The sequence below is a fragment of the Mycobacterium sp. NGS51 genome, from assembly GCF_059812525.1.
This window is the reverse complement of the sequence record NZ_JCALCV010000004.1, coordinates 121852-145621: the sequence shown is the minus strand read 5'-3', so window position 1 is coordinate 145621 and position 23770 is coordinate 121852. Positions and strand designations below refer to the sequence as shown.

Here is a 23770-nt window from a genome sequence, read left to right as displayed (position 1 = left end):
CACTATTCAGCCGTGGCTAACGTCGACGGCGCGGCTTTCGATCCCGCTGCGCTGCGCGCCAAATACGCCCACGAGCGCGAACGACGGTTGCGGCCGGACGGAATCGATCAATATGTCGAAATCAGCGGCGCCTTCGCCCGCTTCGGCGACGATCCGTGGGCCGATCCCGGCTTCACCCGCGACCCGCTGGCCGACGCGGTTGACGTGGCGGTCGTCGGCGCGGGTTTCGGTGGGCTACTCATCGGAGCGCGCTTGAAACAACTCGGCGTCGACGATGTGCGACTGATCGACAAAGCCGCCGACGTCGGCGGTACCTGGTATTGGAATCGCTATCCCGGTATTGCCTGTGACGTCGAATCCTACGTCTACCTGCCGTTGCTGGAGGAGCTCGGTTATCTCCCGACCGAGAAGTATGCCAAGGGGGCGGAGATCTTCGCCCACTGCCGACGCATCGCCGAGCACTATGACCTGTACCGAAACGCGTGTCTGCACACCGAGGTACGTGAAATTCGTTGGAACCTAGCCGAATCGCGATGGATCATCAGCACCGATCGTGGTGATCGTATCCGCGCCAGGTTCGTGGCGATGGCCAACGGGTACCTGCAGAAGCCGAAACTCCCTGGTATCCCGGGCATTACGAGTTTCAACGGCCATGCTTTCCACACCAGCCGCTGGGATTACGGTTACACCGGCTCAGAGCTCACCGAGCTGTCCGACAAGCGGGTGGGCATCATCGGGACCGGCGCGACAGCTATTCAGTGTGTTCCCCGCCTCGCCGAAGCGGCCCGGCGCCTCGTCGTCTTCCAGCGGACCCCGTCAACTGTCGACGTACGGGCCAATCGGCCCACCGACCCGCAATGGGCAGCGACGTTACAGCAGGGCTGGCAACGCCGGCGCATGGAGAACTTCCAAATCCTCACGGCGGGCGGCCAAGCCGACGAGGATCTGGTCGACGACGCCTGGACCAGCCTCACCAAGAAGATGCCGATCGTGAACGCCGATGGCCCGAACGCAGCGGAGCTGGCCGATTTCGCGAAGATGGAAGAGATTCGGGCGCGGGTGGATTCGCTGGTCACCGATCCCGCCACCGCCGAAGCGCTCAAACCCTGGTACGGGTATTACTGCAAGCGGCCCTGTTTCCACGACGAATACCTGCAGGCATTCAACCGCGCCAACGTGACCCTGGTCGATACTCGCGGCCGCGGGGTCGAGCAGATCAGCGAAAGCGGCGTCGTCGTCGACGGTGTCGAATACGGCCTGGACTGCCTGATTTTCGCCACCGGGTTCGAAGTCGGCACCGATTACCGGCAACGGACCGGCTTCGAAGTTGTCGGTCGCGACGGCGCCACCCTCACCGACAAATGGGCCGACGGGATATGCACTTTTCACGGCTTGCAGATCAACGGCTTTCCGAACTGCTTCATCGAAAGCATCGCGCAGTCCGGCTTCACGGTGAACTTCCCCTACCTCATCGACACCCAGTCCCAACACATCGCCTGGGTGATCGCCTGGGCACTACAGCGCGGCGTGGCGGAGCTGGAAGCCACTGCCGGCGCCGAAGCAGCCTGGGTCGACGCTGTCGTGCAACGCTCCAGCGTCATCGCCGGACGGCGTGAGGCGTGCACGCCGGGCTATTACAACCGCGAGGGCCAAGCGACCAAGAGACTGAATCAGGACAGCTTCTTTTTCGGCAGCCCAACCGAATACGCCGACATCCTTGCCGCATGGCGGTCCGCAGGCACCTTCGACGGGCTTGACATCCGGGCCGCTGGCGACCGCCCGCTGACGACGACGGCCCCCGGCGACGGCGGTGTTTAGGCGGCGGCACCGCCGCCGTCGGCGTGCAGTGTTGAACCGGTGATGAAGCTCGAGCGGGGCGATGCCAAAAACAGCACGGCCTGGGCGATTTCGGCTGGCTTGGCGGTCCGGCCGAGCGGTAACGCCCGGCCCAACTCGTCGTTGGTGTCGCCCCACTCGGCGGCGACCCCGTCAGTGGCGGTGGGCCCAGGCGCGACGCTGTTGACCCGTACCCCGCGTGGCCCGAATTCGGCCGCCCAGGTGCGGGTCAGCGATTCCAGCGCGGCTTTGGACGCGCTGTAACTCGAGGCGCCGGGGATGCCCTTGAACGCGGCCATCGTGGTGACGTTGACGATGCTGCCGTGACCGCGACGCAACATGCCCGGCACCAACGCCGCAACCAGGAAGTAGGCGCCGCGCACGTTGGTGTCGAAGGTCGACTCGAATGATGCGACGTCCTGTTCCACGGTCAACGCGCCGGGGAAGCTGGCCGCGTTGTTCACCACGATGTCGACGTCACCGCATTGCCGGACAAGGGCTTTCACCGACTCCAGGTCCGACAGGTCGGCGGCCACGAAACGCGCCCCGGCGCCCAACTCGGCGACGGCCGCGGCACCGCGGTCACGGGAGCGACCCGTGATGATCACCGCGGCGCCCTCGGCCGCCAGCAGCCGCGCGGACTCGATGCCGATGCCCGCCGTGCCCCCGGTCACCAGCGCGGTCTGGCCGTGCAGTTCGCTCACTGCGCTGCCAGCCAGTCGGCCAACCGGGTGCTGGCCAACACGGCGCCCTCTCCGGTGACCAGGCCGGTGTCCCCAACCTGGGTGCCGAAGTAGACCGCCGACGGGTCGACGACGATCGGCAGGTCCTCGCCGCGGTGGGCCAGCGCCAGCTTGGCCAGCTCGGCAAAACTCATTTTCTCCGGTCCCCCGATGTTGACGATGCCGTCGACCGGCGCTGCCTGGGCGACCCGGGCCACCTCGGCGGCCACGTCGGCGCCGGCGATCGGCTGGATCTGCCCGTCGGGGGCCCGCACCTCCCCGTCGACGGTCAGCGACGCGGTGATCGCGTCGGCAAACTCGTGAAACTGGGTCGCGCGCACGATCGTGTAGGGCAGCCCCGATTCGGTGATGATGCGTTCCTGGGCCACCTTGGCGCGCATGTAGCCGCTGGCGGGCAGGCCGTCGCACCCCACGATGGACAGCACGACGTAGTGGCTGACGTCGGCGGTCTTGGCCGCGGCCACCTGGTTGGTCGCCGACTTGGTGAAGAACTCCATCACCGGGTCGTCGTCAAAGTTTGGCGAGTTGACCACGTCGATGAGCACGTCCGCGCCCGACAGCGCCTCCACCAGGCCGTTGCCGGTGAGCACGTCGGCGCCGGTATTGCGGGAAGCGGCCACGGTCTCGTGGCCGGCGGCGCCCAGCAGCGCGACGACCTTGGAGCCGATCTGCCCGCTGGCGCCCATCACTGTGATCTTCATTGGTTCCCTTCCCAGTTCGTGAATCCCGGTGGTGATGGGACAACACTGGCACCGCGGTGGCTGCGGGGGAACCCTGGAAAGTCCGTGGTCTGGCGGATGGTCTAACGCCAGGATCCGTCGCGCAGTTCGCGGCGGGACCGGATTCCCAGCTTGGCGAACACTTTGCGCAAGTGCCATTCGACGGTGTGTGCGCTGATGAACAACTGCGCGCCGATTTCGGGGTTGGTCAGACCCGCGCCGGCCAGTCCGGCGATCTGCTGTTCCTGGGGAGTCAGCACGTCGCCGGAGGCGCTTGGTCGTTTGCTGGTGCTGTCCCCAGCTGCCTGTAGTTCGCGCCGGCTGCGGTCGGCGAACGCGTGGGCTCCCATCCGGCTGAACATCTCGTGGGCGGTCCGCAGTTGGACGCGCGCATCGGTGCGGCGCTTTTCTCGGCGCAACCATTCCCCGTACACCAGGTGGGCGCGGGCCAGCTGCACCACGATGCGGGTGCGGCCCAGCCGCTCGATCGCCTCGACGTAGAGGTTCTCGGCCGTGCGGCCGTCGCTGAGCAGCGCCCGCGACCGGGCCCGCGCCCCCAGTGCCAAATCGGTACCGGCGGCCACGGTGCGTTCCTCGAGCTGTGTCAGCGCATCGAGAGCGATCGGGCGTTCGTCGGCGCGCACGGCGGCCTCCACCAGCTCGAAGAGATTCCATCCGTACAGACCCAGATCTTCGTATTCACAGGCCCGGCACAGCGCGGCGCAGGCCACCGGGTAGTGGCCCAGGCCGATACGCAACACCGCGGTGGCATATCCGATTAAGGCGTTGACCCGGCCCTCACCGCGGGCGGCCGCGTCCCGCGTGGCGGCCTCGATCAGCTCGGTGGTCTCCGCTTCGTCACCGACCCAGGCCGCCAAGGCCAACTCGTGGTAACGCACCGGCGTATGCCCGGCAGCGGCGGACAGCGTCCGGGCGTCGGCGATAAGCGCCCGCGCTGACGCGAATTCACCGGCCTGCACGTGCACCCCGGCGCGCGTCGTCAAGGCCGCCGGCAGCATCGCCAGCGCGCCGCCGTCGGTGGCGACCCGCACCGCGTCGGTGGCGATCCGGTACCAGGACTCGTCGTCCCACAGGTCGTGCACGACAGCTTCGTGGGCAATCGGAAACGCTTGCCACGACCAGGTTTCGCGGGTCATCGCCGCAACCGCCGCGCGCATCGGCGCCACACCGGCCGCGCAGCCTTTACTGATCCGGGTGGTCAAGCCGCGCAGCAGCAGATCGGCCGGGCGGGTGGAGTCGGTGTCCGGCCGAGCGAGCAGGGCCGCCACCGTGTCCGCACGCGCCGCGGCGCCGAACTGCCGACCGGCATACATGGCCGCGCTGACCGCTTCCAACAGGGCCTCCTGCGCCATAGCGGCGTCGAGCGGCTCTAAAGTCTTTGCGGCGTCGAAGAATTGATGCACCGAACCGATCAGCGCGGGCGCATCAGCGCTGCCGCGGCTGCGGGTGAATGCCAGCTGCGCGCGCATCCGCGCCAACCTGGCCCGCTGCAGCTCGTCCAACGGCGCCAGCTCCGCGATGGCCAGCAACTCACCGGCGGCGTCGAGTTCAGCCGCCGCCCGCTTGGTCTCGGCGGCGACGAGCGCGCGGGCTCCGCGCACGGCGGCGTCGGGAGTCAGTTCGGTAGCCCGGATCAAAAACGCTGCCGCCGCGGCGGTTCCACCACGCAGCGCAGCCCTGCCCGCGGATCGTTCCAGTTCCGCAGCGACGGATTCGTCGGGAGCGGCCGCCGCGTAGGCGCGATGCCAGGCGCGACGGTCGGGGTCGTGCGCCGTGTCGGTTGCCTCGGCCAGGGCGCGGTGGGCGTCGCGGCGATCGGCGCCCGTTGCCGCGCGGTAGGTCGCCGACCGCACCAGCGGGTGGCGAAACCGCACCCGCGCACCGATTTCGAGCAGTCCGGCCTCCTCGGCGGGGGCCAACGCACCAGGCGCAATCCCCAGCGACTCGGCCGCGCGCAGCAGCAGCGTCGCATCACCCACCGGCTCCGCGGCGGCCACCAGCAGCACCCGTTGGGTGTCGTCGGGCAACGACCGGATCTGGGCCAGGAAGTGCCGCTCGATCTGCCCGGCGACGGGCTGCACGTCCGGGCGGTAGTAGCCGCCGGCCAACTCGGCCGCCGACAACCCGCGGGGCAGCTCCACCAGCGCCAGCGGATTGCCGTGGGTTTCGGCGACGATCCGGTCGGCGACCTGCGGGTCGATCGGGCCGGGCAGCGCCGATTCCAGCAGCGCGTGGGCGTCCGCGTCGGCCAGGCCGCGCAGCATCAGCCTCGGCAGCCCGATCAGTCCGTCGACGGGTTCGCGCAGCGCGCACACCAGCGCGATCGGCTCGGCCAGCAGCCGGCGTGCGACGAATCCCAGCGTCTGGGCGGAAACCCGGTCCAGCCAGTGGGCGTCGTCGACAATGCAGCACACCGGCTGCTCCCCCGCGGCCGCGGCGAGCAATCCCATTACCGCAAGCCCGACCAGAAACCGGTCCGGGGCGGGCCCGGCGCTCAACCCGAACGCGATGCACAGCGCCTCGCGCTGCGGTTCGGGCAGTATTCCGAGGCGGTCCATCAGCGGGGCGCACAGCTGCTGCAGCCCGGCGTAGGCCAGTTCCATATCGGACTCCACCCCGGCCGCGCGGATCACCTCGAAATCGGCGGCAGCGTCGCTGAGATATCCCAGCAGCGCCGTCTTGCCGATGCCGGCTTCGCCGCGCAGGACCAGTATCTGGCTGTGGCCGGCGCGGGCCGCCGTAAGGAGTTCGGCCAGCTGCGCGCACTCGGCGCCACGGCCGGTGAGCTCGTGCCGAGCAGACGTAAAAGCCCCCGACACACCGGGTGTGCGGGGGCTTTTACGTCTGGTCACGCAGCAAAAGCTATCCCTTGCGGGCCTTGACCGCCTCGGTCAGCTGCGGGGTGACCTTGAACAGGTCGCCGACCACGCCGTAGTCGGCGATCTCGAAGATCGGCGCCTCTTCGTCCTTGTTGACCGCGATGATCGTCTTGGAGGTCTGCATACCGGCGCGGTGCTGGATTGCGCCGGAGATGCCCAGCGCGATGTAGAGCTGCGGCGACACCGTCTTACCGGTCTGGCCCACCTGGAACTGGCCCGGGTAGTAGCCGGAGTCCACCGCGGCACGCGAGGCACCGACCGCAGCGCCCAGCGCGTCGGCCAATTCCTCGACCACGCTGAAGTTCTCGGCGCTGCCGACACCACGACCGCCGGAGACCACGAAGGTGGCCTCGGTCAGCTCCGGGCGATCGCCGGCGACCGCGGGTTGACGGGAGGTGATCTTGGCGGCGTTCTCGGACGGCTCGGGCACCTCGACGGTGACCTGCTCTCCCGCGCCGTCGGCCGGTTCGGCGTCGATTGCACCGGCCCGCACGGTGATCACCGGGGTGTCACCGGTGGCTTGAGCCTCGACGGTGAAGGCGCCACCGAAAATGGAGTGCACCGCCTTGCCGCCGGCCTGGACGTCAACGACGTCGACCAGCAGCCCCGAGCCGATCCGCGCGGCCAGCCGGCCGGCGATTTCCTTGCCGTCGGCGCTGGCGGCCAGCAGCACGCCCGCCGGCGCCGCCGATTCGGCCAATGCGGCCAGCACGTCGACCGCCGGGGTGATCAGGTAGTTGTCGACCGTCTCCGATTCGCCGACGTAGATCTTGGCGGCGCCAGCCGACTTCAGGCCGTCGACCAGCGGCTCGGCCGTTCCGGGCGCACCGAGCACGACGGCGGCCGGCTCACCCAGCGCACGGGCGGCGGTGATCAGTTCGGAGGTGACCTTCTTCAGCGCACCTTCAGCGTGCTCGACGAGCACGAGTACTTCAGCCATGAGTTATGTCCGTATCTTTCGGGTCTAGGGGTCTTAGATGATCTTCTGGCCGACGAGGTATTCGGCGACCTTGGTGCCGCCATCGCCCTCGTCGGTGACCTTCTCACCGGCCGTCTTGGGTGGCTTCGGGTTCGACGCCAGCACCTTCGACCCGGCGTTGGCCAGCCCGACCTCGTCACCCTCGACACCGATCTCGGCCAGCGTCAAGTTGGTGACTTCCTTCTTCTTGGCGGCCATGATGCCCTTGAAGGACGGGAAGCGTGGCTCGTTGATCTTCTCGTTGACGCTGACCACGGCCGGCAGCGAGGCCTCCACGGTGAACACGCCGTCGTCGGTCTCTCGCTCGCCGGTGATCTTGCCGCCCTCGACCGACAACTTGCGCAGGTGGGTGAGCTGCGGCAGGCCCAGGTACTCGGCGATGATGGCCGGCACCGCTCCGCCGACGCCGTCGGTGGATTCGTTGCCGGCGATCACCAGCTCGGTGCCCTCGATGGTGCCCAGCGCACGGGCCAGCGCCCAGCCGGTCTGGACGACGTCGGAGCCGTGCATCCCGTCGTCGAGCAGGTGGACGGCCTTGTCGGCGCCCATTGACAGCGCCTTGCGGATCGCCTCGGTGGCCCGCTCCGGGCCCGCGGTCAGCACGGTCACCGACCCCTCGGTGCCGTCGGCGGCCTCTTTCTCCCGGATGAGCAGCGCCTCTTCGACGGCGCGCTCGTTGATCTCGTCCAGCACGGCGTCGGCGGCCTCGCGATCCAGCGTGTAGTCGCCGTCGGTGAGCTTGCGCTCCGACCAGGTGTCTGGGACCTGCTTGATCAGGACCACGATGTTCGTCATAAGTGTGGTTCGTCCTCCTCGAAGGAGTCCCGCAGCCGTCGACTGCAGGACCTCGGTCACGTCTTACGCCACCACACACGCATGTTACTGAGCGGTAACTTTGTGCGGTTCGCTCTCACACCATAGCGGGTCGTGCTAGGCCCGATTGCCCGCCCGTCTGCGGTGACCCGTTCGCGATCGGCGCGACAGGGGCTAGCCTGCCTACTCAATGAGCGCATTAGTTCCCGACGTTCCGCATACCCCGGTCGACACGGCATTGCCGTTGACCGGTGAGCGCACCATTCCCGGCCTGGACGTGGAGAACTACTGGTTTCGCCGCCACGAAGTGGTCTACCAGCGGTTGGCTTCGCGCTGCGCCGGCCGCGAAGTGCTCGAGGCGGGCTGCGGCGAAGGCTACGGCGCCGACTTGATCGCCGCGGTGGCCCGCCGGGTGGTCGCGCTGGACTACGACGAGTCCACGGTCGCTCATGTGCGGTCGCGCTATCCACGGGTGCAGGTCATGCACGGCAACCTCGCTGCGCTGCCATTGCCGGACGGTTCGGTGGATGCCGTGGTCAACTTCCAGGTCATCGAGCATCTGTGGGATCAGACACAATTCGTCGCCGAATGCGCCCGGGTGTTGCGCCCGTCGGGGGTACTGATGGTGTCCACGCCGAACCGGATCACGTTCTCACCGGGCCGCGACACCCCGATCAACCCGTTTCATACCCGCGAGCTCAATGCCGACGAGCTCAGGCAGTTGCTGCTCGACACCGGCTTCGCGACAGTGACGTTGAGCGGGGTCTTCCACGGGCCGCGGCTGGCCGACATGGATGCCCGGCACGGCGGCTCGATCATCGATGCCCAGGTTGCCCGGGCGGTGGCCGATGCGCCCTGGCCGGCCGAGCTGTTGGCTGATGTGGCCGCTGTCAGTGCCGCCGACTTCGAGATCGTCGACACGGCCGACCGCGATATCGACACCAGCCTGGATCTCGTCGCGATCGCGGTGCGCCCGTGAACTATTCCGCCGACCGGGTTCCCGGCTTGTTCACCCTGGTGCTGCACACGCATCTGCCGTGGCTGGCCCACCACGGCCGCTGGCCGGTCGGCGAGGAGTGGCTCTACCAGTCATGGTCGGCGGCCTACCTACCGCTACTGCGGGTACTGCACACCCTGGCCGACGAAGACCGGTACCGGGTGGTCACGCTGGGGATGACACCGGTGGTGACCGCCCAACTCGACGACCCCTATTGCCTCGACGGCATGTACCACTGGCTGGCCAACTGGGGGCTCCGCGCCACCGAGGCCGCCAGCCTGCCGGAACCGTTGCGGGACTTCGGGATTCGCGAGCGCGCCGAAGCCGACCAGGCTCTCGAGGACTTCGCCACGGTGTGGCACCACGGCGGCAGTCCGCTGCTGCGCGGCCTCGTCGACGCCGGCACGGTGGAGTTGCTCGGCGGCCCACTGGCGCACCCGTTTCAGCCGTTGCTGGCGCCGCGGCTGCGGGAATTCGCGCTGCGTGAAGGGCTGGCCGACGCCCGGCAGCGGATTGCGCACACCCCGCGCGGCATCTGGGCTCCCGAATGTGCCTACGCCCCGGGCATGGAAAACGATTACGCCGCAGCCGGAGTCGGGCATTTTATGGTCGACGGCCCCTCGCTGCACGGCGACACCGCGTTGGGACGGCCGGTCGGCGACACCGATGTGGTGGCGTTCGGGCGTGACTTGCACGTCAGCTACCGGGTGTGGTCGCCGAAATCCGGCTACCCCGGTCATGCCGCCTACCGTGACTTCCACACCTACGACCATCGCACCGGCCTAAAGCCGGCCCGAGTCACCGGCCGCAATGTGCCCTCGGACGCCAAAGCACCCTACGATCCCGAGCGCGCCGACCGTGCGGTCGACGTCCACGTCGCCGACTTCGTCGACGTCGTCCGCGGCCGGCTGCTGGCCGAATCCGACCGGATCGGGCGGCCGGCCCACGTCATCGCCGCGTTCGACACCGAGTTGTTCGGCCATTGGTGGTACGAGGGACCGGTGTGGCTGGAGCGGGTCTTGCGGGCCCTGCCCGAGGCCGGGGTGCGGGTCGGCACTTTGAGCGACGCGATCGCCGACGGTTTCGTCGGCTCTGCCGTCGAATTGCCGCCCAGCTCTTGGGGTTCCGGCAAGGACTGGCAGGTGTGGTCCGGGGACAAAGTGGCCGATCTGGTGCAGCTCAACACCGAGGTGGTCGACACCGCGCTGAGTACGGTCGATAAGGCGCTGACCCAGAACGCGTCATTGGATGGGCCGATCCCCCGCGATCAGGTCGCCGACCAGATATTGCGCGAGACGCTGCTGACGGTCTCCAGCGACTGGCCGTTCATGGTCAGCAAGGATTCCGCGGCCGACTATGCCCGCTACCGCGCACATCTGCACGCCCACGCCACCCGGGAGATCGCCGATGCGCTGGCGTCGGGCCGCCGCGAGGTCGCCCAGCGGCTGGCCGACGGCTGGAATCGCGCCGACGGTTTGTTCGGCGCCCTCGACGCCCGGCGGCTGCCATGCTGATTCCCGTCTCCCGCGAGCGTGCGTGTCCCCGGTCCGAAAGCGGCGTGTCGGACCGGGGACACGCACGCTCGCGCCCAAGGTGGGCGCGCCAAAAGTGGGCAACCGCATGAGGATCTTGATGGTCTCGTGGGAGTACCCGCCGGTGGTGATCGGCGGCCTGGGTCGCCACGTCCACCACCTGTCGACAGCGTTGGCCGTGGCCGGCCACGAGGTCGTCGTCCTCTCCCGGCGGCCTACGGGAACCGACCCGAGCACGCACCCGTCGACAGAAGAGTTCAGCGAGGGCGTGCGGGTGGTTGCGGCCGCCCAGGACCCGCATGAGTTCAGCTTCGCCGACGACATGATGGCCTGGACCCTTGCCATGGGACACGCGATGACCCGCGCCGGGCTGTTGCTGGATTTCACCCCCGATGTTGTGCACGCACACGACTGGCTGGTGGCCCACCCTGCCATGGCGCTAGCCGAGTTCCACGACGTGCCAATGATTTCCACCATCCATGCGACCGAGGCCGGCCGGCATTCCGGCTGGGTGTCCGGTCCCGTCAGCCGCCAGGTGCACGCCCTCGAGTCATGGCTGGTGCGCGAATCCGACTCGCTGATCAGCTGTTCGGCGTCGATGAGCGACGAGATCACCGAACTGTTCGGTCCGGGGTTGAGCCAGATCACGGTGATCCGCAACGGAATCGACGCGGGGCGTTGGCCCTTCGCGGCCCGTCGGCCCCGCACCGGCCCACCGGAGCTGCTGTATGTGGGCCGGCTGGAATACGAGAAGGGCGTACACGACGCGATCGCCGCATTGCCGCGGATCAGGCGCGCCCACCCCGGAACGACGCTGACCGTTGCCGGTGAGGGCACCCAGCAGGACTGGCTCGTCGACCAGGCGCGAAAACACCGGGTGCTCAAGGCCACCAACTTCGTCGGACGCCTCGACCATGCCGACCTGCTGGCCGCGCTGCACCACGCCGACGCAGCCGTATTGCCCAGCCACTACGAGCCGTTCGGGCTAGCGGCGCTGGAGGCCGCCGCGGCCGGCACTCCGCTGGTGACGTCGAACATCGGCGGCTTGGGCGAGGCGGTGATCAACGGCCAGACCGGCATGTCCTGCCCACCGCGCGACGTGCTCCAGCTGGCCAAGACGGTCAGTGCCGTGCTCGACGACCCGGCCGCCGCGCAGCGCCGTGCGCACGCCGCCCGGCGGCGGCTGACTTCGGACTTCGACTGGCACACCGTGGCCGAGGAGACCGCGCAGGTGTACCTGGCGGCAAAGCGCCGCGAACGCCAGCCGCTGCCCCGGTTGCCGATCGTCGAACACGCGCTGCTGGACCGGTAGTCCGAAAGGGCCGGTACCGTCGAAACAATGGGCCTGGTGTACTCGAGCGTCATCGACGCTCCGCGCGAAGAAGTCTTTGCCTGGCACGGTCGGCCGGGCGCGTTTGCCCGATTGTCCCCGCCGTGGCAGCCGATGCGAATTGTCGCCGAGGCGACTTCACTCGAAGACGGCCGCGCCGTGCTGGCGCTCCCGGGTGGGTTGCGCTGGGTCGCACAGCACCAACCGCGCGTTTACGATCCGCCACGGTGTTTCGTCGACGAACTCAGCGCGGACGGGCTCGCGTCGCTTCCCGCCCGGGCCGCGGTGCGGTGGCGTCACACGCATGAATTCGACGAGGTCGACGCAAACCGGACCCGCGTGACCGATCGCGTCGCGACGCGGGTGCCGGAGCGCATGCTGCACGCGATGTTTGTCTACCGGCATCGCCAGCTGGCCGACGACTTGGCCGCCCACCGACGCGCCGCCGAGCACGGTCTGACTCCAAAGACCATTGCCGTCACCGGATCCTCCGGGCTGGTCGGCTCCGCACTGACCGCCTTCTTGACGACGGGCGGTCACCGGGTGATCCGGCTGGTCCGTCATGAACCTGCGAGCAGTGATGAGCGGCAGTGGAATCCGGATGATCCTGCACTTGATCTACTGGCCGGCATCGATGCGGTGATCCACCTGGCCGGCGCGTCGATAGCAGGCCGGTTCACCGACGCCCACCGACACGCGGTCCGCGACACCCGAATCGGCCCGACTCGACGCCTGGCCGAGCTGGCGGCAGAAACCCCGGACGGTCCGGCGGTGCTGCTTTCAGCGTCCGCGATCGGCTATTACGGTTATGACCGCGGTGATGACATCGTGACCGAGCAGAGCGATCGCGGCGACGGCTTCCTGGCCGACGTCGTCGCCGACTGGGAGCACGCGACCGCATCGGCCGAACAAGCCGGAATTCGGGTGGTACACGTGCGCACCGGCATTGTCCAATCACCGCGCGGCGGCACTCTCCACCTGCTTCGGCCGTTGTTCAGCGCCGGACTTGGTGGCCGGGTTGGCGACGGCAACCAATGGCTGCCCTGGATCGGCATTGACGACCTCGTGGACATTTATCACCGGGCACTGTGGGACGAGACCTTGGCGGGCGCGGTGAACGCGGTCGCCCCGGAACCCGTCCGCAACATCGACTACACCCGCACCCTGGCACGCGTGGTCCGGCGGCCGGCGCTGTTACCGGTGCCGGCACTGGGTCCCAAGGTGCTACTGGGCGCCCAGGGGGCCCGCGAACTCGCCTGCGCGAGCCAACGGGTGATCCCGTCCCGCCTCAACCAAGTGGGGCATCGGTTTCGCCACCCGAGTCTGGAACAGGCATTGCGGCACGTCCTGGGCCGTGCCGCACCCAAATGACCTGGCAACCTCCCGGCATGCGCAGCAGGGCATAGCGCGAAGAGCCGACTGATACTCGATAAACGCTATCCGCGGCCCGCCCTGGCCAGAGCCGTTTGCGGGCTCGCTTTTCGTAGTAAGGATGGAGTATGAAACAGCCAACGCCGCAGGTCCAATTTTTTCCCTACCGATACGACCGTCGTCTGGCTCCGTTCTGGCTTCCGTTCCGAGCCTGGCGCAAAGCTCAAGGGGTAACGCTCGACCACGGCCGTTTCATCGCCCGCTACGGACCTCTGCGGGTCGACGTGCCGATGCGTCAGGTACAGGATGCACACATCACCGGCCCATACCGCTGGTGGACCGCTGTCGGACCCCGGCTGTCCATGGCTGACGACGGTTTGACCTTTGGCACCAACGCGGCCGCGGGCGTCTGCGTCCACTTCAGCCCACGAATCCATCGGGTCATCGGGCTGCGGGACCACTCCGCACTCACGGTGACCGTCGCGGACCCGGACGGTCTCCTGACGGCTCTCCAAGCCCAATAGCGCTGGACCATCGACAGCCGGGCGCGGACGTATTTCGGTGACGCACCTTAGCCACGAGCGGCAGCCGCCGCGCTGGCGGTGACATCCTGCAATAGTCGACGAAACCAACGCCGCTGCAACACAATTCCTGCATACCAGTAGATTCGGCCGGCGATACCGTGCGGATAGAAGATCATCCGTTGCTCGTAGCGGCTGTGCCCTCCGGGAGCGTCGGACACCCGCATCTCCAGCCACATCTGACCGGGCTGGCGGCCAAGGGTCTGAAAGCGCAACAACTCGCCGGGTGTGCCGCCTTGCTCGTGCCACCCGCGCCGGATCGCGGTCGCTTCGATCGCCTTCCAGAGCTCGGAAGGTGTCGCATTGGTATTCGCTGATGTTCTTGCGATGTAGGTGATTTCGCCGGCCCAAGCGGGGTCGCTCGGAAGCGCCACCGACGGCTCGCCATCGTGCGTTGCGGTCGACCAGGACGTTTCCACCACACCGTGCGCGATACGCGTCAGCGCCAGCTCGACGGACTCCCGGTAGCCGATAAGGCCCTCCGCCGGGTGCGGGATCACACCGTCGATATCGTGGTCGGCCATGACGGCATTGCAGTGCAGAGATTCCACCAGCGGTCGCGCGAGCCCCGGTGGGATCGGCGTCACCAGACCCACCCACCAACTGGCGATCGTCGGTGTCAGAAACGGCAGCACGACGATGACGCGTCGGCGCAATCCGGCGGTCTCCGCGTAGATCTGCATCATCTCGCCGTACTCCAGAACGTCCGGCCCGCCGATATCCCAGGTTCGCGAGGTCGGCACATCGGCGGCCGCTGCCTCGACCAGATAATGCATGACGTCGCGAACCGCGATGGGTTGAATCCTGTTGTGCACCCATTTCGGTGTCGTCATGACCGGCAGTCGATCGGTCAGGTGCCGGATCATCTCGAACGAGGCCGAGCCAGAACCGATGATGACTCCGGCCTGCAATACCAGGGTTTCGATGCCCGAGCTCAGCAAGATGTCACCGACAGCCGTGCGCGACTCGAGGTGTGGTGATAGTCGCGCTCCCGCGGGATGCAGACCGCTGAGGTACACCAAGCGGCGCACACCGGCAGCCCGAGCGGCGGCCACCACGTTCTTCGCCGATCGTCGTTCTTCGGCGCCGAAATCGGCGGAAGTCCCCATTGAATGAACCAGGTAATACACAATGTCGACGTCTTCGAACGCTGACGCCAGCGACTGCGGGTCACTCAGGTCGCCACACACCACTTCGGTGACGTTCCGCCACGGAACATCGTCGAGTTTTGCCGGGCTGCGAGCCAATGCGCGCACCTGGTAACCCCGATTCAACAGCCGGGGCACCAGACGACCACCGACGTATCCCGTCGCTCCAGTCACCAAGCAGCGCACTCTTGATCGTCACCTCCGCCCATCAGATTCCCACCTGTTATTCGGAGTCGGCCCGACGTCGGACGCCCGTTCGTCGCCGTCCTTGACACGAACGTACTCGTTGGGCTCTGCTGCCGGCATCCCGTCGCGTCGGTTGTCGGCGATTGCTGGCGCTCGGCACTGAACTTCACTAAGTTAATGTTTAAGCAAATTAACAGAGGTCGCCGGCGCGGCCAGCTATGTCGTCATGTTTGTCGACACGGGCAGAGGGGTATCACCGCGTGAGCTTGAGCCGTTCGAGTCGGCGACTGAAATGGCTGCCGGGAGGGGCGACCGTGCGCGAAGTGAGTACTTTGTCGCTGGTTCCGGATGAGGTGTCTCCAGCTGTCACCAAGCTCTGGTCGGATGCGGACAATTTTGTCGGTTGGCGATCGGGTGTCCGGCAGGCCGTGCTGGCCAGCGTCGCAGCATTCGTCGATGAGCACTGTGTTGCTGAGCTGGACAGATCAGGAGTCGACTCGGCTGGCGATACCCTGGTCGATTTCGTTTCCGGCGGCAAATGTCTGCGGTCGACCTTTATGTACCTGGGCTGGTTGTGCGGTGACGCGCCAAGCGATGCTGCTCTGGCGGCGGCGGCCAGTTTGGAGTTGCTGCACGCCTTTGCGCTGCTGCAAGACGACGTGATGGACGGTTCCCCCGAACGGCGCGGCCGTCAAGCCGCGCACATCACGTTCGCCGACTGGCACCGCGACCGGAAGTTAGCCGGTTCGCCACGCCGATTCGGCGAGTCGGGCGCGGTCTTGCTGGGGGACCTGTGCCTGATCTGGGCCGAACAGATGCTGAGGGAGAGCGGAGTGGACTCTCGCAGTCTCCAGCGGGTTTGGCCGCGCTACGACGCGATGCGCATCGAGTTGGCGGTGGGCCAGTTCGCCGACCTGTCAAGCGATGTCCGCGATCTGCCACCCCTGGACACCGTGCTGGACGTGGCGCGGCGCAAGTCAGGCAACTACACAGTGCGCCGGCCCTTGGAAATCGGCGCGGCGATGGCCGGCTGCGACGAGTGCACCTTGTCGTTGCTTGGCCGTTACGGTGCCGCTGTCGGTGAGGCGTTTCAGCTCCGCGACGACATGCTGGGCGTCTTCGGGTCACCCGAAGTCACCGGCAAGCCCAGCGGAGGGGACCTGCTGGAACGAAAGGCGACCAGCGTGCTGGTGACCGCGCACCACATGGCAGACGCGGGCACCCGCCGCGAACTCGCCCAACTGATGAACAGCGAGTATCTCGACGATGGCGCGCTCGACCGGTGGAAAACGCTGATCGTCCAAACGGGAGCTGCGCAGTGGATCGAAGAGTTGATCGGCCGCCGCGTCACGTTGGCCCGAAATGTGCTGGATCACGATGTTATCGACAGTTCCGTCTGCCTCGCACTCGACAAGATGGCGACCGCCTGCACGGAGCGGGCGGAATGAGAATCGCCGGCCCGAGGATCTGTCGGTGATGCGGACAACCCGGGGACGCGACGGCCACGTCGTGATAATCGGCGCCGGTTTGGCCGGTCTGTCGGCGGCACTGCATCTGGCCGGTCGTGGTCGCTCGGTCACGGTAGTAGAACGTGAGGCGTGGCCGGGTGGACGTGCCGGCCGGCTGGACGTCGGTGGCTACCGGATCGATACCGGGCCCACAGTGCTCACCATGCCCGAAATCATCGATGAGGTGTTCGGTGCCGTCGGTGAAGCGCTCTCCGACCGCTTGGAATTGCTTCCGGTCGATCCGGCATATCGAGCCGTGTTCGCCGACGGCAGCAGTATCGACGTCCACAGCGACGCCGATCGAATGGCAAACGCAATCGAGACATTCGCCGGTTCCCGGCAAGCTGCCGGCTATCGCCGGCTGCGCGATTGGTTAGCCCGCCTGTACCGCGTCGAGTTCGACGGGTTCATCTCCGCGAATTTTGATTCGCCGCTGGCGCTGCTGACCCCACAACTGGCCCGGCTGGCTGTGATCGGCGGATTCCGCAAGTGGGACACCATGGTCAAGCGCTACATCAGCGACGCGCGGCTGCGGCGGGTGTTCACTTTCCAATCCCTCTATGCCGGCGTGGCCCCGCAGGATGCGCTGGCAGCTTATGCGGTGATCGCCTACATGGACACCGTTTCCGGGGTGTTCTTTCCTCGCGGCGGGATCCGTGCACTACCGGATGCGTTGGCCGCTGCTGGTGTCGACGCGGGTGTGCGATTTCGCTACAACTCGACTGTCACCGGCTTGGAGCGCGACGGCACGCGCATCAAGGCAGTCCAAACCAGCAGTCGTGAGCGCATTGACTGTGATGCCGTGGTGCTGACCAGCGAACTGCCCACCACGTACGAGTTGCTCGGCCGCACGCCCCGCCGCTTCCGGCCGCTGCGGGCATCGCCCTCGGCGGTCGTGGTTCATGCCGGCTGCCGCAGCCTGACGTCGGCGACTGCACATCACACGATTCTGTTCGGCGAAGCGTGGGACCAGACATTCACCGACATCATCCGCGACGGGCAACTCATGCGCGATCCGTCGTTATTGGTCACCCGACCGACAACCAGCGACTCGGGTCTGGCTCCTGCCGGACACGACCTGCTGTATGTGCTTGCCCCTGCACCAAACCTGGACCGCGGGAACGTGGATTGGTCCAACGTCGCAAAACCCTACGCCGACAAGCTTATCGATACCGTTCGCGACCGGCTGCTGCCCGATCTGCGTGACAGTGTCGAACTGCTCGACGTCGTCGACCCCACCGACTGGGCTCGTCAGGGCATGGCGGCCGGCACGCCATTTGCGCTGTCGCACACCTTCGGTCAGACCGGGCCTTTCCGCCCGGCAAACCTCGTGCGTGGTATCGACAACGCGGTGTTAGCCGGATCCTCGACAGTGCCTGGCGTGGGCGTGCCGACCGCGCTGATATCCGGACGGCTCGCCGCCGACCGGATCACCGGCGTCGTGGACCGACCCCGACGCCACCTCGACATGAAAGCCCACTTGCCATGATTCGCAACGAGTTGGACGCTGCCGGCATCGACGACCGACTGCTTCGCGCAGCATATCGCCGCTGCCGCGAAATCAACGCCGCCCACGGACGCACCTTCTTTCTGGCCACCCGGTTGCTGGCCCCGGACCAAAGACCGCCGGTTCATGCGCTATACGGCTTCGCCCGGCACGCCGACGACATTCTCGACGATCTGGACCCGGCCCTGACCAACACCATCAGGGCCGAACGGCTTGCCCGGCTCTCGGACCGGTTTTTCACCGGCAGCCGGGCCGACGACCCGGTGCTCGCGGCGGTTACCGACACGGCGCGCCGTTACGGTATCGGCTCGGATCTCTTCGATGACTTCTTGGCGTCGATGCGCATGGATCTGACGGTTACCGACTATCCCGACCGAAAAGCCCTCAACCGTTATATGCGCGGTTCGGCGGAAGTAATTGGGTTACAGCTTCTTCCGATACTCGGAACCGTCAGCTCCGTCGAGGAGGCGGCACCGTACGCGGCGGCCCTCGGTCAGGCATTCCAACTGACCAACTTCCTGCGTGATGTCGATGAGGACCTGATGCGAGGTAGGATCTATCTGCCGGCAGACGAACTTGCCGCCTACGATGTCGACCGGGATCTGCTGATGTGGTGTCACGACCATCGTCGTACCGATGTCAGGGTGCGTCACGCACTGGCCGACCAGCACGACATCACCCGGCAGATCTATCGGTACGCCGGCGACGGCATAGCATTGCTTGCTCCGCGTTCACGCCCCTGCGTGACAACCGCCATGACCTTGTATTCCGAGATCTTGCAGCGCATCGAGGCGTGTGATTTCGCGGTGTTCAGTCGCCGGGCCAACGTCGGCATGGGGCGACGGCTTCACGTGGCCGGCGTCGGCCTCTTCCAGGCATGGCGCGCACGCACTGGTCAAAAGCACGCCGCATGAGCGATCGCTGGCAATACCTTGTGGTGCTGGCCGGTTGCCTGGCGATCACCCTCCCATTGGAGTTGTTCGGCCGGGGTGTCTATCGGCAACCGCGACGACTCGTTGGTGCGGTGCTGCCCGCTGCGGCGATATTTCTGATCTGGGACGAAGTCGCGGTCGCCGCGCATTTCTGGACGTACAACCCGGCCTACATCACCGGTGTACACGTTCCATTCGGGGTTCCGATCGAAGAGGTCTTGTTCTTCGTCGTGATCCCGTTGTGCGCACTGCTGACCTACAACGCGGTGAGCACCATTCTCGATCGGGTGAAGGTGAATCGCCGATGACGGGGCTGGGATACACGGCACCGGCCGTGCTGGCCGTTGTCGCCGTTTGTGCCATCGAACTGGCGGTGCTGCGCACCGGCCTGTTTCAGCGCCCGGCCTACTGGCTGTCGATGCTGATCGTGCTGGGATTTCAGGTCCTCGTCGACGGCTGGCTGACAAAGCTCAGCGCACCGATCGTGGTTTATGACAATCGCCAGACCAGCGGCGTACGCTTCCCGTTCGATATCCCAGTCGAAGATTTTCTGTTCGGCTTCGCGCTGCTCACTGCGGTGCTGCTGTTGTGGGAGCGCCAGCGTGAGCGCCGGTAGAATCTCGTTGCGCGCCAGCGGTTTAGCGCGTGCATTCGACGCCGGCGCAGCGGCCTACGATCGACTGGTCAGCGCCAATCCCGGCTACCACCCGAACTTGCGGCGTTCGGCACGCCGAATGCGACTGGCCAACAATGGCAAGGGACTGCGACTGCTCGACGCTGGGTGCGGTACCGGCGCGTCAACCGCAGCGCTGCTCACGGTCGCGCCCGAGGCGGACATCGTCGCGGTCGACGCGTCGGGTGGAATGCTCGATGCAGCACGGGCGAAGGACTGGCCGGCCTCGGTGCGCTTCGTGCACACGCCCATCGAGCAATTGGCACGTCATGGCGTCACCGGACCGTTCGACGGCATCCTGGCGGCGTACCTGGTGCGCAACCTGGATAACGCCGATGCCCAGTTGCGGCAGTTTCGCGCGCTGCTGCGGCCGGGGGGCATCTTGGCGATTCACGAGTATTCGGTGCGCGACTCCCCTGCTGCCACCCGCATCTGGCATGCGGTCTGCTGGGGGATCATCATCCCCACCGGATGGTGGCGCACCCGCGACGCCACGCTTTATCGCTATCTGTGGCGCAGCGTTTTGGCTTTCGACGGGGCGGCGAGCTTCCGGCGCCGACTGTCAGAAGCCGGGTTCACCGCCGTGCACAGCGAAACGATGCCCGGGTGGGAGGCCAACATCGTCCACACTTTTCTCGCTCACACGCCGCAATGATGGATCGCCGCCACGAAACTCACTTGGCACCAGAGGGTTTGCCGAGTGTCGATGCGCTGCCGTGCCGCCCCAGCGCTGTCGTCGTGGGCGCCGGCATCGCCGGTCTGGCCGCCGCGACCGGTCTGGCCGAACGCGGTGTCGCCGTCGAGGTGATCGAGCGAGAGCACTACTTGGGTGGACGGGTAGGCGGCTGGACCGAATCGCAGGATGGCAGCCACCTAGCGATGAATCGCGGCTTCCACGCTTTCTTTCGGCAGTACTACAACCTGCGCGCACTACTGCGCCGAGTTGACGCTCGACTGAGCATGCTCACGCCTGTCCACGACTATCCGCTGGTCGATGGCGCGGGCCGACGCGACAGTTTCCGCAATCTGCCGCGCACCCCACCCTGGAACGCGCTGGCGTTCGCCATCCGCAGTCCCACCTTCCGTCTTGCCGACCTGGCCCGCCTCGATGCGCGGGCCGCCGCACCGCTGGCGGCGGTATCGGTACCGCAGGTCTACGCTGAGCTCGACCACATCGACGCCGAAACATTTTTGAAGAGCATCAACTTTCCCGAGGATGCACGCCATCTCGCCTTTGAAGTGTTCTCGCGCAGTTTTTTCGCCGACCCTTCGCAATTGTCGGCTGCGGAGTTGGCGACCATGTTTCACATCTACTTTCTCGGGTCCAGCGAAGGACTTGTTTTCGACGTCCCGACCTCGAACTACGACACTGCACTGTGGGAGCCGCTGCGGCGCCACCTGGAGTCTCATCGCGTGCGGTTCCGGCTCGGCACAACCGTGACCGGCATCGAAACCGATGCAGCACAGCCGTTTCGCGTGCACACGGACTCAGGAGAAAGTATCGACTCCGATGCGGTGGTGTTGGCGACCGACGTCACGGGTTTGCAGCAGATCGTGGCAGCGTCGCCCGGCCTGGCCGACGACGTATGGCGCGACCGGATCGCACGGCTGCGTACCGCGCCGCCCTTTGTGGTGCATCGGTTATGGCTCGACCGGCCAGTGGCTTCCGGCCGTCCGGCATTCCTGGGCACCGCCGGCCGCAAACCGCTCGACAACGTCAGCGTCCTGGAGCGCTACGAACGCGAAGCAGCTGACTGGTCGCAGCAGCATCACGGTTCTGTTGTCGAATTACATTGCTATGCCGCTGGTTCCCCACCGCTGCATGACACGGTGCTCGGGCAACTACACGAGCTTTACCCGGAGACCGCGACGGCGCAGGTGGTCGTCGAGCGTGTTCTCCAGCGCAGCGACTGCGCGCTGTTCGCGCCGGGCTCCCACGCTGACCGACCCACTGTCAGCACTCCGCAACGGGGACTGGTGTTGGCCGGAGACGGAATTCGCATCGACTTACCCGTCGCACTGATGGAACGCGCGGCCACGACCGGTTGGTGCGCCGCCAACCAACTGTTGGCCCGATGGGACGTCGCCGGGCACCCGCTGCATACTGTTCCCAACCGAGGCCGGTCGCCGCTGCTGCGCTGGCTCGCGACCCGTGAGAAAGCCCAACGACAATGAGCGTTCTGCAGAAGTTACGCGGGCATTGGCCTAAAGACTGGCCGCTGCAACTCATGGCACAACCGTCATGGCCCACGCAGCGGCCCACGTATCGCGAGGCCCAACCGGCCATCATCAACGCGGCACTGCACCGCGCTGAACAGAGACCGACCGGTAACTGGTACGTGTTTGCCGACAGCCGCGCGGTTCGTCGGGATCGCCCGTTCGGGACGACTGTTGCCGGTGTCGACGTCGTCGCATGGCGTGACCGGCACGGCGTGCTTTGCGTCGGCCCGCAAAGCTGCCCGCACCTCGGTGCCGACCTCGCAACCGGCACGGTGCACCAGGGCTCGTTGATCTGCCGATGGCATGGGCTAACCCTGGACGGCGATACCGCCAAACTCGGCTGGAAACCGTTGCCCAGTCACGACGACGGTGTACTGGCATGGGTTCGACTCGATGGTGCCGGCGGTGAACCACCGCTGGACACGCCGGTGATCCCGTCCAGACCGATCGGCGAGACGTTACCCGCCGTCACCCACCTCGTGGGTGTGTGCGAGCCGTGCGACATCATCGCCAACCGCCTCGACCCCTGGCACGGAGCGTGGTTTCACCCATACTCGTTCGCCCGGCTCGAAGTGCTGGCTACTCCCAGCGAACAAGCCGATCATTTTTTGGTTGCGGTGACCTTCCGCGTCGGCGGATTCGGCGTGCCAGTCATCGCGGAATTCACCAGCCCGGCGGCACGCACTATCGTGATGCGCATCGTAGACGGGGAGGGCGCTGGCAGCGTTGTCGAAACCCACGCGACGCCCATTGGTTTCGGAGAGGACGGCAAACCGCGCACGGCCGTCATCGAGGCCACCATCGCACAGTCAGACCGGGCCGGGTTCGCCCGGGCACGCCGGGCGGCCCCGTTGCTGAGACCTCTTATGCGCTACACCGCCAGCCGGCTGTGGCGGGATGATCTCGCGTATGCCGAGCGTCGCTATCAGGTCCGGCGCAATCCGGCGAAATAGGACCGCCGAACATGTGCAGGCAGCCATGCACTCGGCGTGCGGCCACTCCCCTGCTCCAACGCCATTCAGTCCCCGACAAACCTTATTTCGCCGCCGCTGTGTTGCTGATCGTCAGCGCGCACCTTGCTTACCTCATCTATGTGCCGAGCGGCGGATTTCTGGCATTGCGCTGGCCACGCACCCTCCTGCTGCACGTGCTGGCGGTCGTGTGGGCCGTGGCGGTGATTTGCTTCCGATTGCCTTGTCCGTCGACATATCTCGAACAGTGGGCCCGAGCTCAGGCGAACATGGATCCGCTGCCCGCAACCGGCTTCATCGACCGCTACGTTGCCGGTGTTTTCTACCCCACCGGCCGTACTCGTGTCGCGCAGGCCAGTGCCTTATTCGCAGCGGGCCTGTCATGGGTCGTCGTCGCCAGCCACCGCGGCCGACGTCCTAACCAGCGGCTTTGACTTCGATCCCGATGTGCACCTTGTCGATACCGCCGCGAACGATCGAGTGCGCATAAAACCACCAGGCGTGGTACCAGTAGCGTTTGAGCACGGCGTTGTAGACGCGGCGCGTCTCCGACTTCGGCAGCACCGTGGCAGTCGCCTCGACTTCTTTGCTTGTGGGCTTACCCAATGCCCCGCTGGTAGCGAGTGTCACCCGGGGGGTGTTGCGGATCCGCTTGACCTTCCACGAGTCGTCGTCGGTGATGACGAGGAGCCGGTCGCCGGCAGGCACGCCCCAGATCGGTGTCGGCTTGGGACGGCCATCCTTTGTGAACGTCGTCAGCAGCAGATACTTGGATTTGATAACGTCCGTGAAGTTGGCGGCCACGCCCTTTCCTCCAGTGGTCG

At 66.6% G+C, this 23770-nt stretch carries 22 protein-coding genes; 15 read left to right on the top strand and 7 right to left on the bottom strand.

The window, feature by feature from the left end; all coding sequences use genetic code 11:
* The first annotated feature begins 12 nt into the window (after positions 1–12).
* Complete coding sequence (locus tag AC5Y5W_RS06830) at positions 13–1818, top strand: flavin-containing monooxygenase (protein ID WP_500010495.1); 1806 nt, start codon at positions 13–15, stop codon at positions 1816–1818.
* Here AC5Y5W_RS06830 and AC5Y5W_RS06825 read toward each other — a convergent pair.
* From AC5Y5W_RS06825 to AC5Y5W_RS06805, 5 genes are all read right to left on the bottom strand, one after another.
* Entirely contained in the window at positions 1815–2540 is a 726-nt protein-coding gene (locus AC5Y5W_RS06825) for an SDR family NAD(P)-dependent oxidoreductase (RefSeq protein WP_500010496.1), read from the bottom strand. The genes AC5Y5W_RS06830 and AC5Y5W_RS06825 overlap by 4 nt on opposite strands.
* On the bottom strand, positions 2537–3280 hold the full coding sequence (locus AC5Y5W_RS06820; protein WP_500010497.1) for an SDR family oxidoreductase: 744 nt from the start codon (positions 3278–3280) through the stop codon (positions 2537–2539). The genes AC5Y5W_RS06825 and AC5Y5W_RS06820 overlap by 4 nt, the downstream gene beginning before the upstream one ends.
* A gap of 101 nt (positions 3281–3381) precedes the next feature.
* Positions 3382–6138 (bottom strand): helix-turn-helix transcriptional regulator, encoded by a 2757-nt coding sequence (locus AC5Y5W_RS06815; protein ID WP_500010616.1) that lies wholly within the window; start codon positions 6136–6138, stop codon positions 3382–3384.
* A 43-nt stretch (positions 6139–6181) separates the two neighbouring features.
* On the bottom strand, positions 6182–7138 hold the full coding sequence (locus AC5Y5W_RS06810) for an electron transfer flavoprotein subunit alpha/FixB family protein (protein ID WP_500010498.1): 957 nt from the start codon (positions 7136–7138) through the stop codon (positions 6182–6184).
* A gap of 33 nt (positions 7139–7171) precedes the next feature.
* Positions 7172–7972: an electron transfer flavoprotein subunit beta/FixA family protein gene (locus AC5Y5W_RS06805; RefSeq protein WP_499885218.1), complete on the bottom strand. Its 801-nt coding sequence runs from the start codon at positions 7970–7972 to the stop codon at positions 7172–7174.
* Positions 7973–8180: 208 nt separating this feature from the next.
* Here AC5Y5W_RS06805 and AC5Y5W_RS06800 point away from each other — a divergent pair, with 208 nt between their 5' ends.
* The 5 genes from AC5Y5W_RS06800 (at position 8181) to AC5Y5W_RS06780 (ending at position 13744) form a co-directional block, all read left to right on the top strand.
* The gene (locus AC5Y5W_RS06800; protein ID WP_500010499.1) at positions 8181–8969 is read left to right on the top strand and encodes a class I SAM-dependent methyltransferase; all 789 of its coding nucleotides are present in this window, start codon (positions 8181–8183) and stop codon (positions 8967–8969) included.
* Positions 8966–10501 carry a 1,4-alpha-glucan branching protein domain-containing protein gene (locus AC5Y5W_RS06795; RefSeq protein WP_500010500.1) on the top strand — a complete coding sequence of 512 codons (1536 nt, stop codon included), beginning with the start codon at positions 8966–8968 and terminating at the stop codon, positions 10499–10501. Before AC5Y5W_RS06800 ends, AC5Y5W_RS06795 begins: the two co-directional genes overlap by 4 nt.
* Positions 10502–10607: 106 nt before the next feature.
* A complete protein-coding gene (locus AC5Y5W_RS06790) occupies positions 10608–11831 on the top strand; it encodes a glycosyltransferase family 4 protein (protein WP_500010501.1) in 1224 nt (407 codons plus the stop codon).
* A gap of 27 nt (positions 11832–11858) precedes the next feature.
* Positions 11859–13220: a TIGR01777 family oxidoreductase gene (locus AC5Y5W_RS06785; protein ID WP_500010502.1), complete on the top strand. Its 1362-nt coding sequence runs from the start codon at positions 11859–11861 to the stop codon at positions 13218–13220.
* 128 nt (positions 13221–13348) lie between these two features.
* A complete protein-coding gene (locus tag AC5Y5W_RS06780) occupies positions 13349–13744 on the top strand; it encodes a hypothetical protein (protein WP_500010503.1) in 396 nt (131 codons plus the stop codon).
* A gap of 47 nt (positions 13745–13791) precedes the next feature.
* Here the strand turns inward: AC5Y5W_RS06780 and AC5Y5W_RS06775 are convergent, their stop codons facing one another.
* Positions 13792–15135 (bottom strand): DUF2867 domain-containing protein, encoded by a 1344-nt coding sequence (locus tag AC5Y5W_RS06775; RefSeq protein WP_500010504.1) that lies wholly within the window; start codon positions 15133–15135, stop codon positions 13792–13794.
* Positions 15136–15467: 332 nt separating this feature from the next.
* On the opposite strand from AC5Y5W_RS06775, the gene AC5Y5W_RS06770 reads away from it, so the two are divergent.
* Genes AC5Y5W_RS06770 through AC5Y5W_RS06730 form a run of 9 tightly spaced genes read left to right on the top strand, consistent with a single transcriptional unit; the run spans position 15468 to position 23380 of the window.
* Complete coding sequence (locus AC5Y5W_RS06770) at positions 15468–16583, top strand: polyprenyl synthetase family protein (protein ID WP_500010617.1); 1116 nt, start codon at positions 15468–15470, stop codon at positions 16581–16583.
* A 28-nt stretch (positions 16584–16611) separates the two neighbouring features.
* Complete coding sequence (crtI, locus tag AC5Y5W_RS06765) at positions 16612–18132, top strand: phytoene desaturase family protein (protein WP_500010618.1); 1521 nt, start codon at positions 16612–16614, stop codon at positions 18130–18132.
* Positions 18129–19064, top strand: a complete 936-nt coding sequence (locus AC5Y5W_RS06760; RefSeq protein ID WP_500010505.1) for a phytoene/squalene synthase family protein — start codon at positions 18129–18131, stop codon at positions 19062–19064. The genes crtI and AC5Y5W_RS06760 overlap by 4 nt, the downstream gene beginning before the upstream one ends.
* Complete coding sequence (locus tag AC5Y5W_RS06755; RefSeq protein ID WP_499900447.1) at positions 19061–19390, top strand: lycopene cyclase domain-containing protein; 330 nt, start codon at positions 19061–19063, stop codon at positions 19388–19390. The genes AC5Y5W_RS06760 and AC5Y5W_RS06755 overlap by 4 nt, the downstream gene beginning before the upstream one ends.
* Entirely contained in the window at positions 19387–19698 is a 312-nt protein-coding gene (locus AC5Y5W_RS06750) for a lycopene cyclase domain-containing protein (RefSeq protein ID WP_499900448.1), read from the top strand. Before AC5Y5W_RS06755 ends, AC5Y5W_RS06750 begins: the two co-directional genes overlap by 4 nt.
* Positions 19685–20410, top strand: a complete 726-nt coding sequence (locus tag AC5Y5W_RS06745; protein ID WP_500010506.1) for a class I SAM-dependent methyltransferase — start codon at positions 19685–19687, stop codon at positions 20408–20410. Before AC5Y5W_RS06750 ends, AC5Y5W_RS06745 begins: the two co-directional genes overlap by 14 nt.
* On the top strand, positions 20407–21930 hold the full coding sequence (locus tag AC5Y5W_RS06740) for an FAD-dependent oxidoreductase (protein ID WP_500010507.1): 1524 nt from the start codon (positions 20407–20409) through the stop codon (positions 21928–21930). Before AC5Y5W_RS06745 ends, AC5Y5W_RS06740 begins: the two co-directional genes overlap by 4 nt.
* The gene (locus AC5Y5W_RS06735) at positions 21927–22928 is read left to right on the top strand and encodes a DUF5914 domain-containing protein (protein WP_500010508.1); all 1002 of its coding nucleotides are present in this window, start codon (positions 21927–21929) and stop codon (positions 22926–22928) included. Before AC5Y5W_RS06740 ends, AC5Y5W_RS06735 begins: the two co-directional genes overlap by 4 nt.
* Positions 22929–22939: 11 nt before the next feature.
* Entirely contained in the window at positions 22940–23380 is a 441-nt protein-coding gene (locus AC5Y5W_RS06730) for a DUF2784 domain-containing protein (RefSeq protein WP_500010509.1), read from the top strand.
* On the opposite strand, the gene AC5Y5W_RS06725 is transcribed toward AC5Y5W_RS06730, so the two are convergent.
* A complete protein-coding gene (locus AC5Y5W_RS06725; RefSeq protein WP_499900453.1) occupies positions 23364–23750 on the bottom strand; it encodes a PPOX class F420-dependent oxidoreductase in 387 nt (128 codons plus the stop codon). The two genes, AC5Y5W_RS06730 and AC5Y5W_RS06725, sit on opposite strands and share 17 nt — an antisense overlap.
* Between the last annotated feature and the right edge of the window lie 20 nt (positions 23751–23770).

Excerpts from the sequence above, each read along its gene's own strand:
- AC5Y5W_RS06820 (WP_500010497.1), bottom strand. The coding sequence starts at position 3,280 with ATGAAGATCACAGTGATGGGCGCCAGCGGGCAGATCGGCTCCAAGGTC.
- AC5Y5W_RS06810 (WP_500010498.1), bottom strand. The coding sequence starts at position 7,138 with ATGGCTGAAGTACTCGTGCTCGTCGAGCACGCTGAAGGTGCGCTGAAG.
- AC5Y5W_RS06805 (WP_499885218.1), bottom strand. The coding sequence starts at position 7,972 with ATGACGAACATCGTGGTCCTGATCAAGCAGGTCCCAGACACCTGGTCG.
- AC5Y5W_RS06800 (WP_500010499.1), top strand. The coding sequence starts at position 8,181 with ATGAGCGCATTAGTTCCCGACGTTCCGCATACCCCGGTCGACACGGCA.
- AC5Y5W_RS06790 (WP_500010501.1), top strand. The coding sequence starts at position 10,608 with ATGAGGATCTTGATGGTCTCGTGGGAGTACCCGCCGGTGGTGATCGGC.
- AC5Y5W_RS06785 (WP_500010502.1), top strand. The coding sequence starts at position 11,859 with ATGGGCCTGGTGTACTCGAGCGTCATCGACGCTCCGCGCGAAGAAGTC.
- AC5Y5W_RS06780 (WP_500010503.1), top strand. The coding sequence starts at position 13,349 with ATGAAACAGCCAACGCCGCAGGTCCAATTTTTTCCCTACCGATACGAC.
- crtI (WP_500010618.1), top strand. The coding sequence starts at position 16,612 with ATGCGGACAACCCGGGGACGCGACGGCCACGTCGTGATAATCGGCGCC.
- AC5Y5W_RS06760 (WP_500010505.1), top strand. The coding sequence starts at position 18,129 with ATGATTCGCAACGAGTTGGACGCTGCCGGCATCGACGACCGACTGCTT.
- AC5Y5W_RS06755 (WP_499900447.1), top strand. The coding sequence starts at position 19,061 with ATGAGCGATCGCTGGCAATACCTTGTGGTGCTGGCCGGTTGCCTGGCG.
- AC5Y5W_RS06750 (WP_499900448.1), top strand. The coding sequence starts at position 19,387 with ATGACGGGGCTGGGATACACGGCACCGGCCGTGCTGGCCGTTGTCGCC.
- AC5Y5W_RS06740 (WP_500010507.1), top strand. The coding sequence starts at position 20,407 with ATGATGGATCGCCGCCACGAAACTCACTTGGCACCAGAGGGTTTGCCG.
- AC5Y5W_RS06735 (WP_500010508.1), top strand. The coding sequence starts at position 21,927 with ATGAGCGTTCTGCAGAAGTTACGCGGGCATTGGCCTAAAGACTGGCCG.
- AC5Y5W_RS06730 (WP_500010509.1), top strand. The coding sequence starts at position 22,940 with ATGTGCAGGCAGCCATGCACTCGGCGTGCGGCCACTCCCCTGCTCCAA.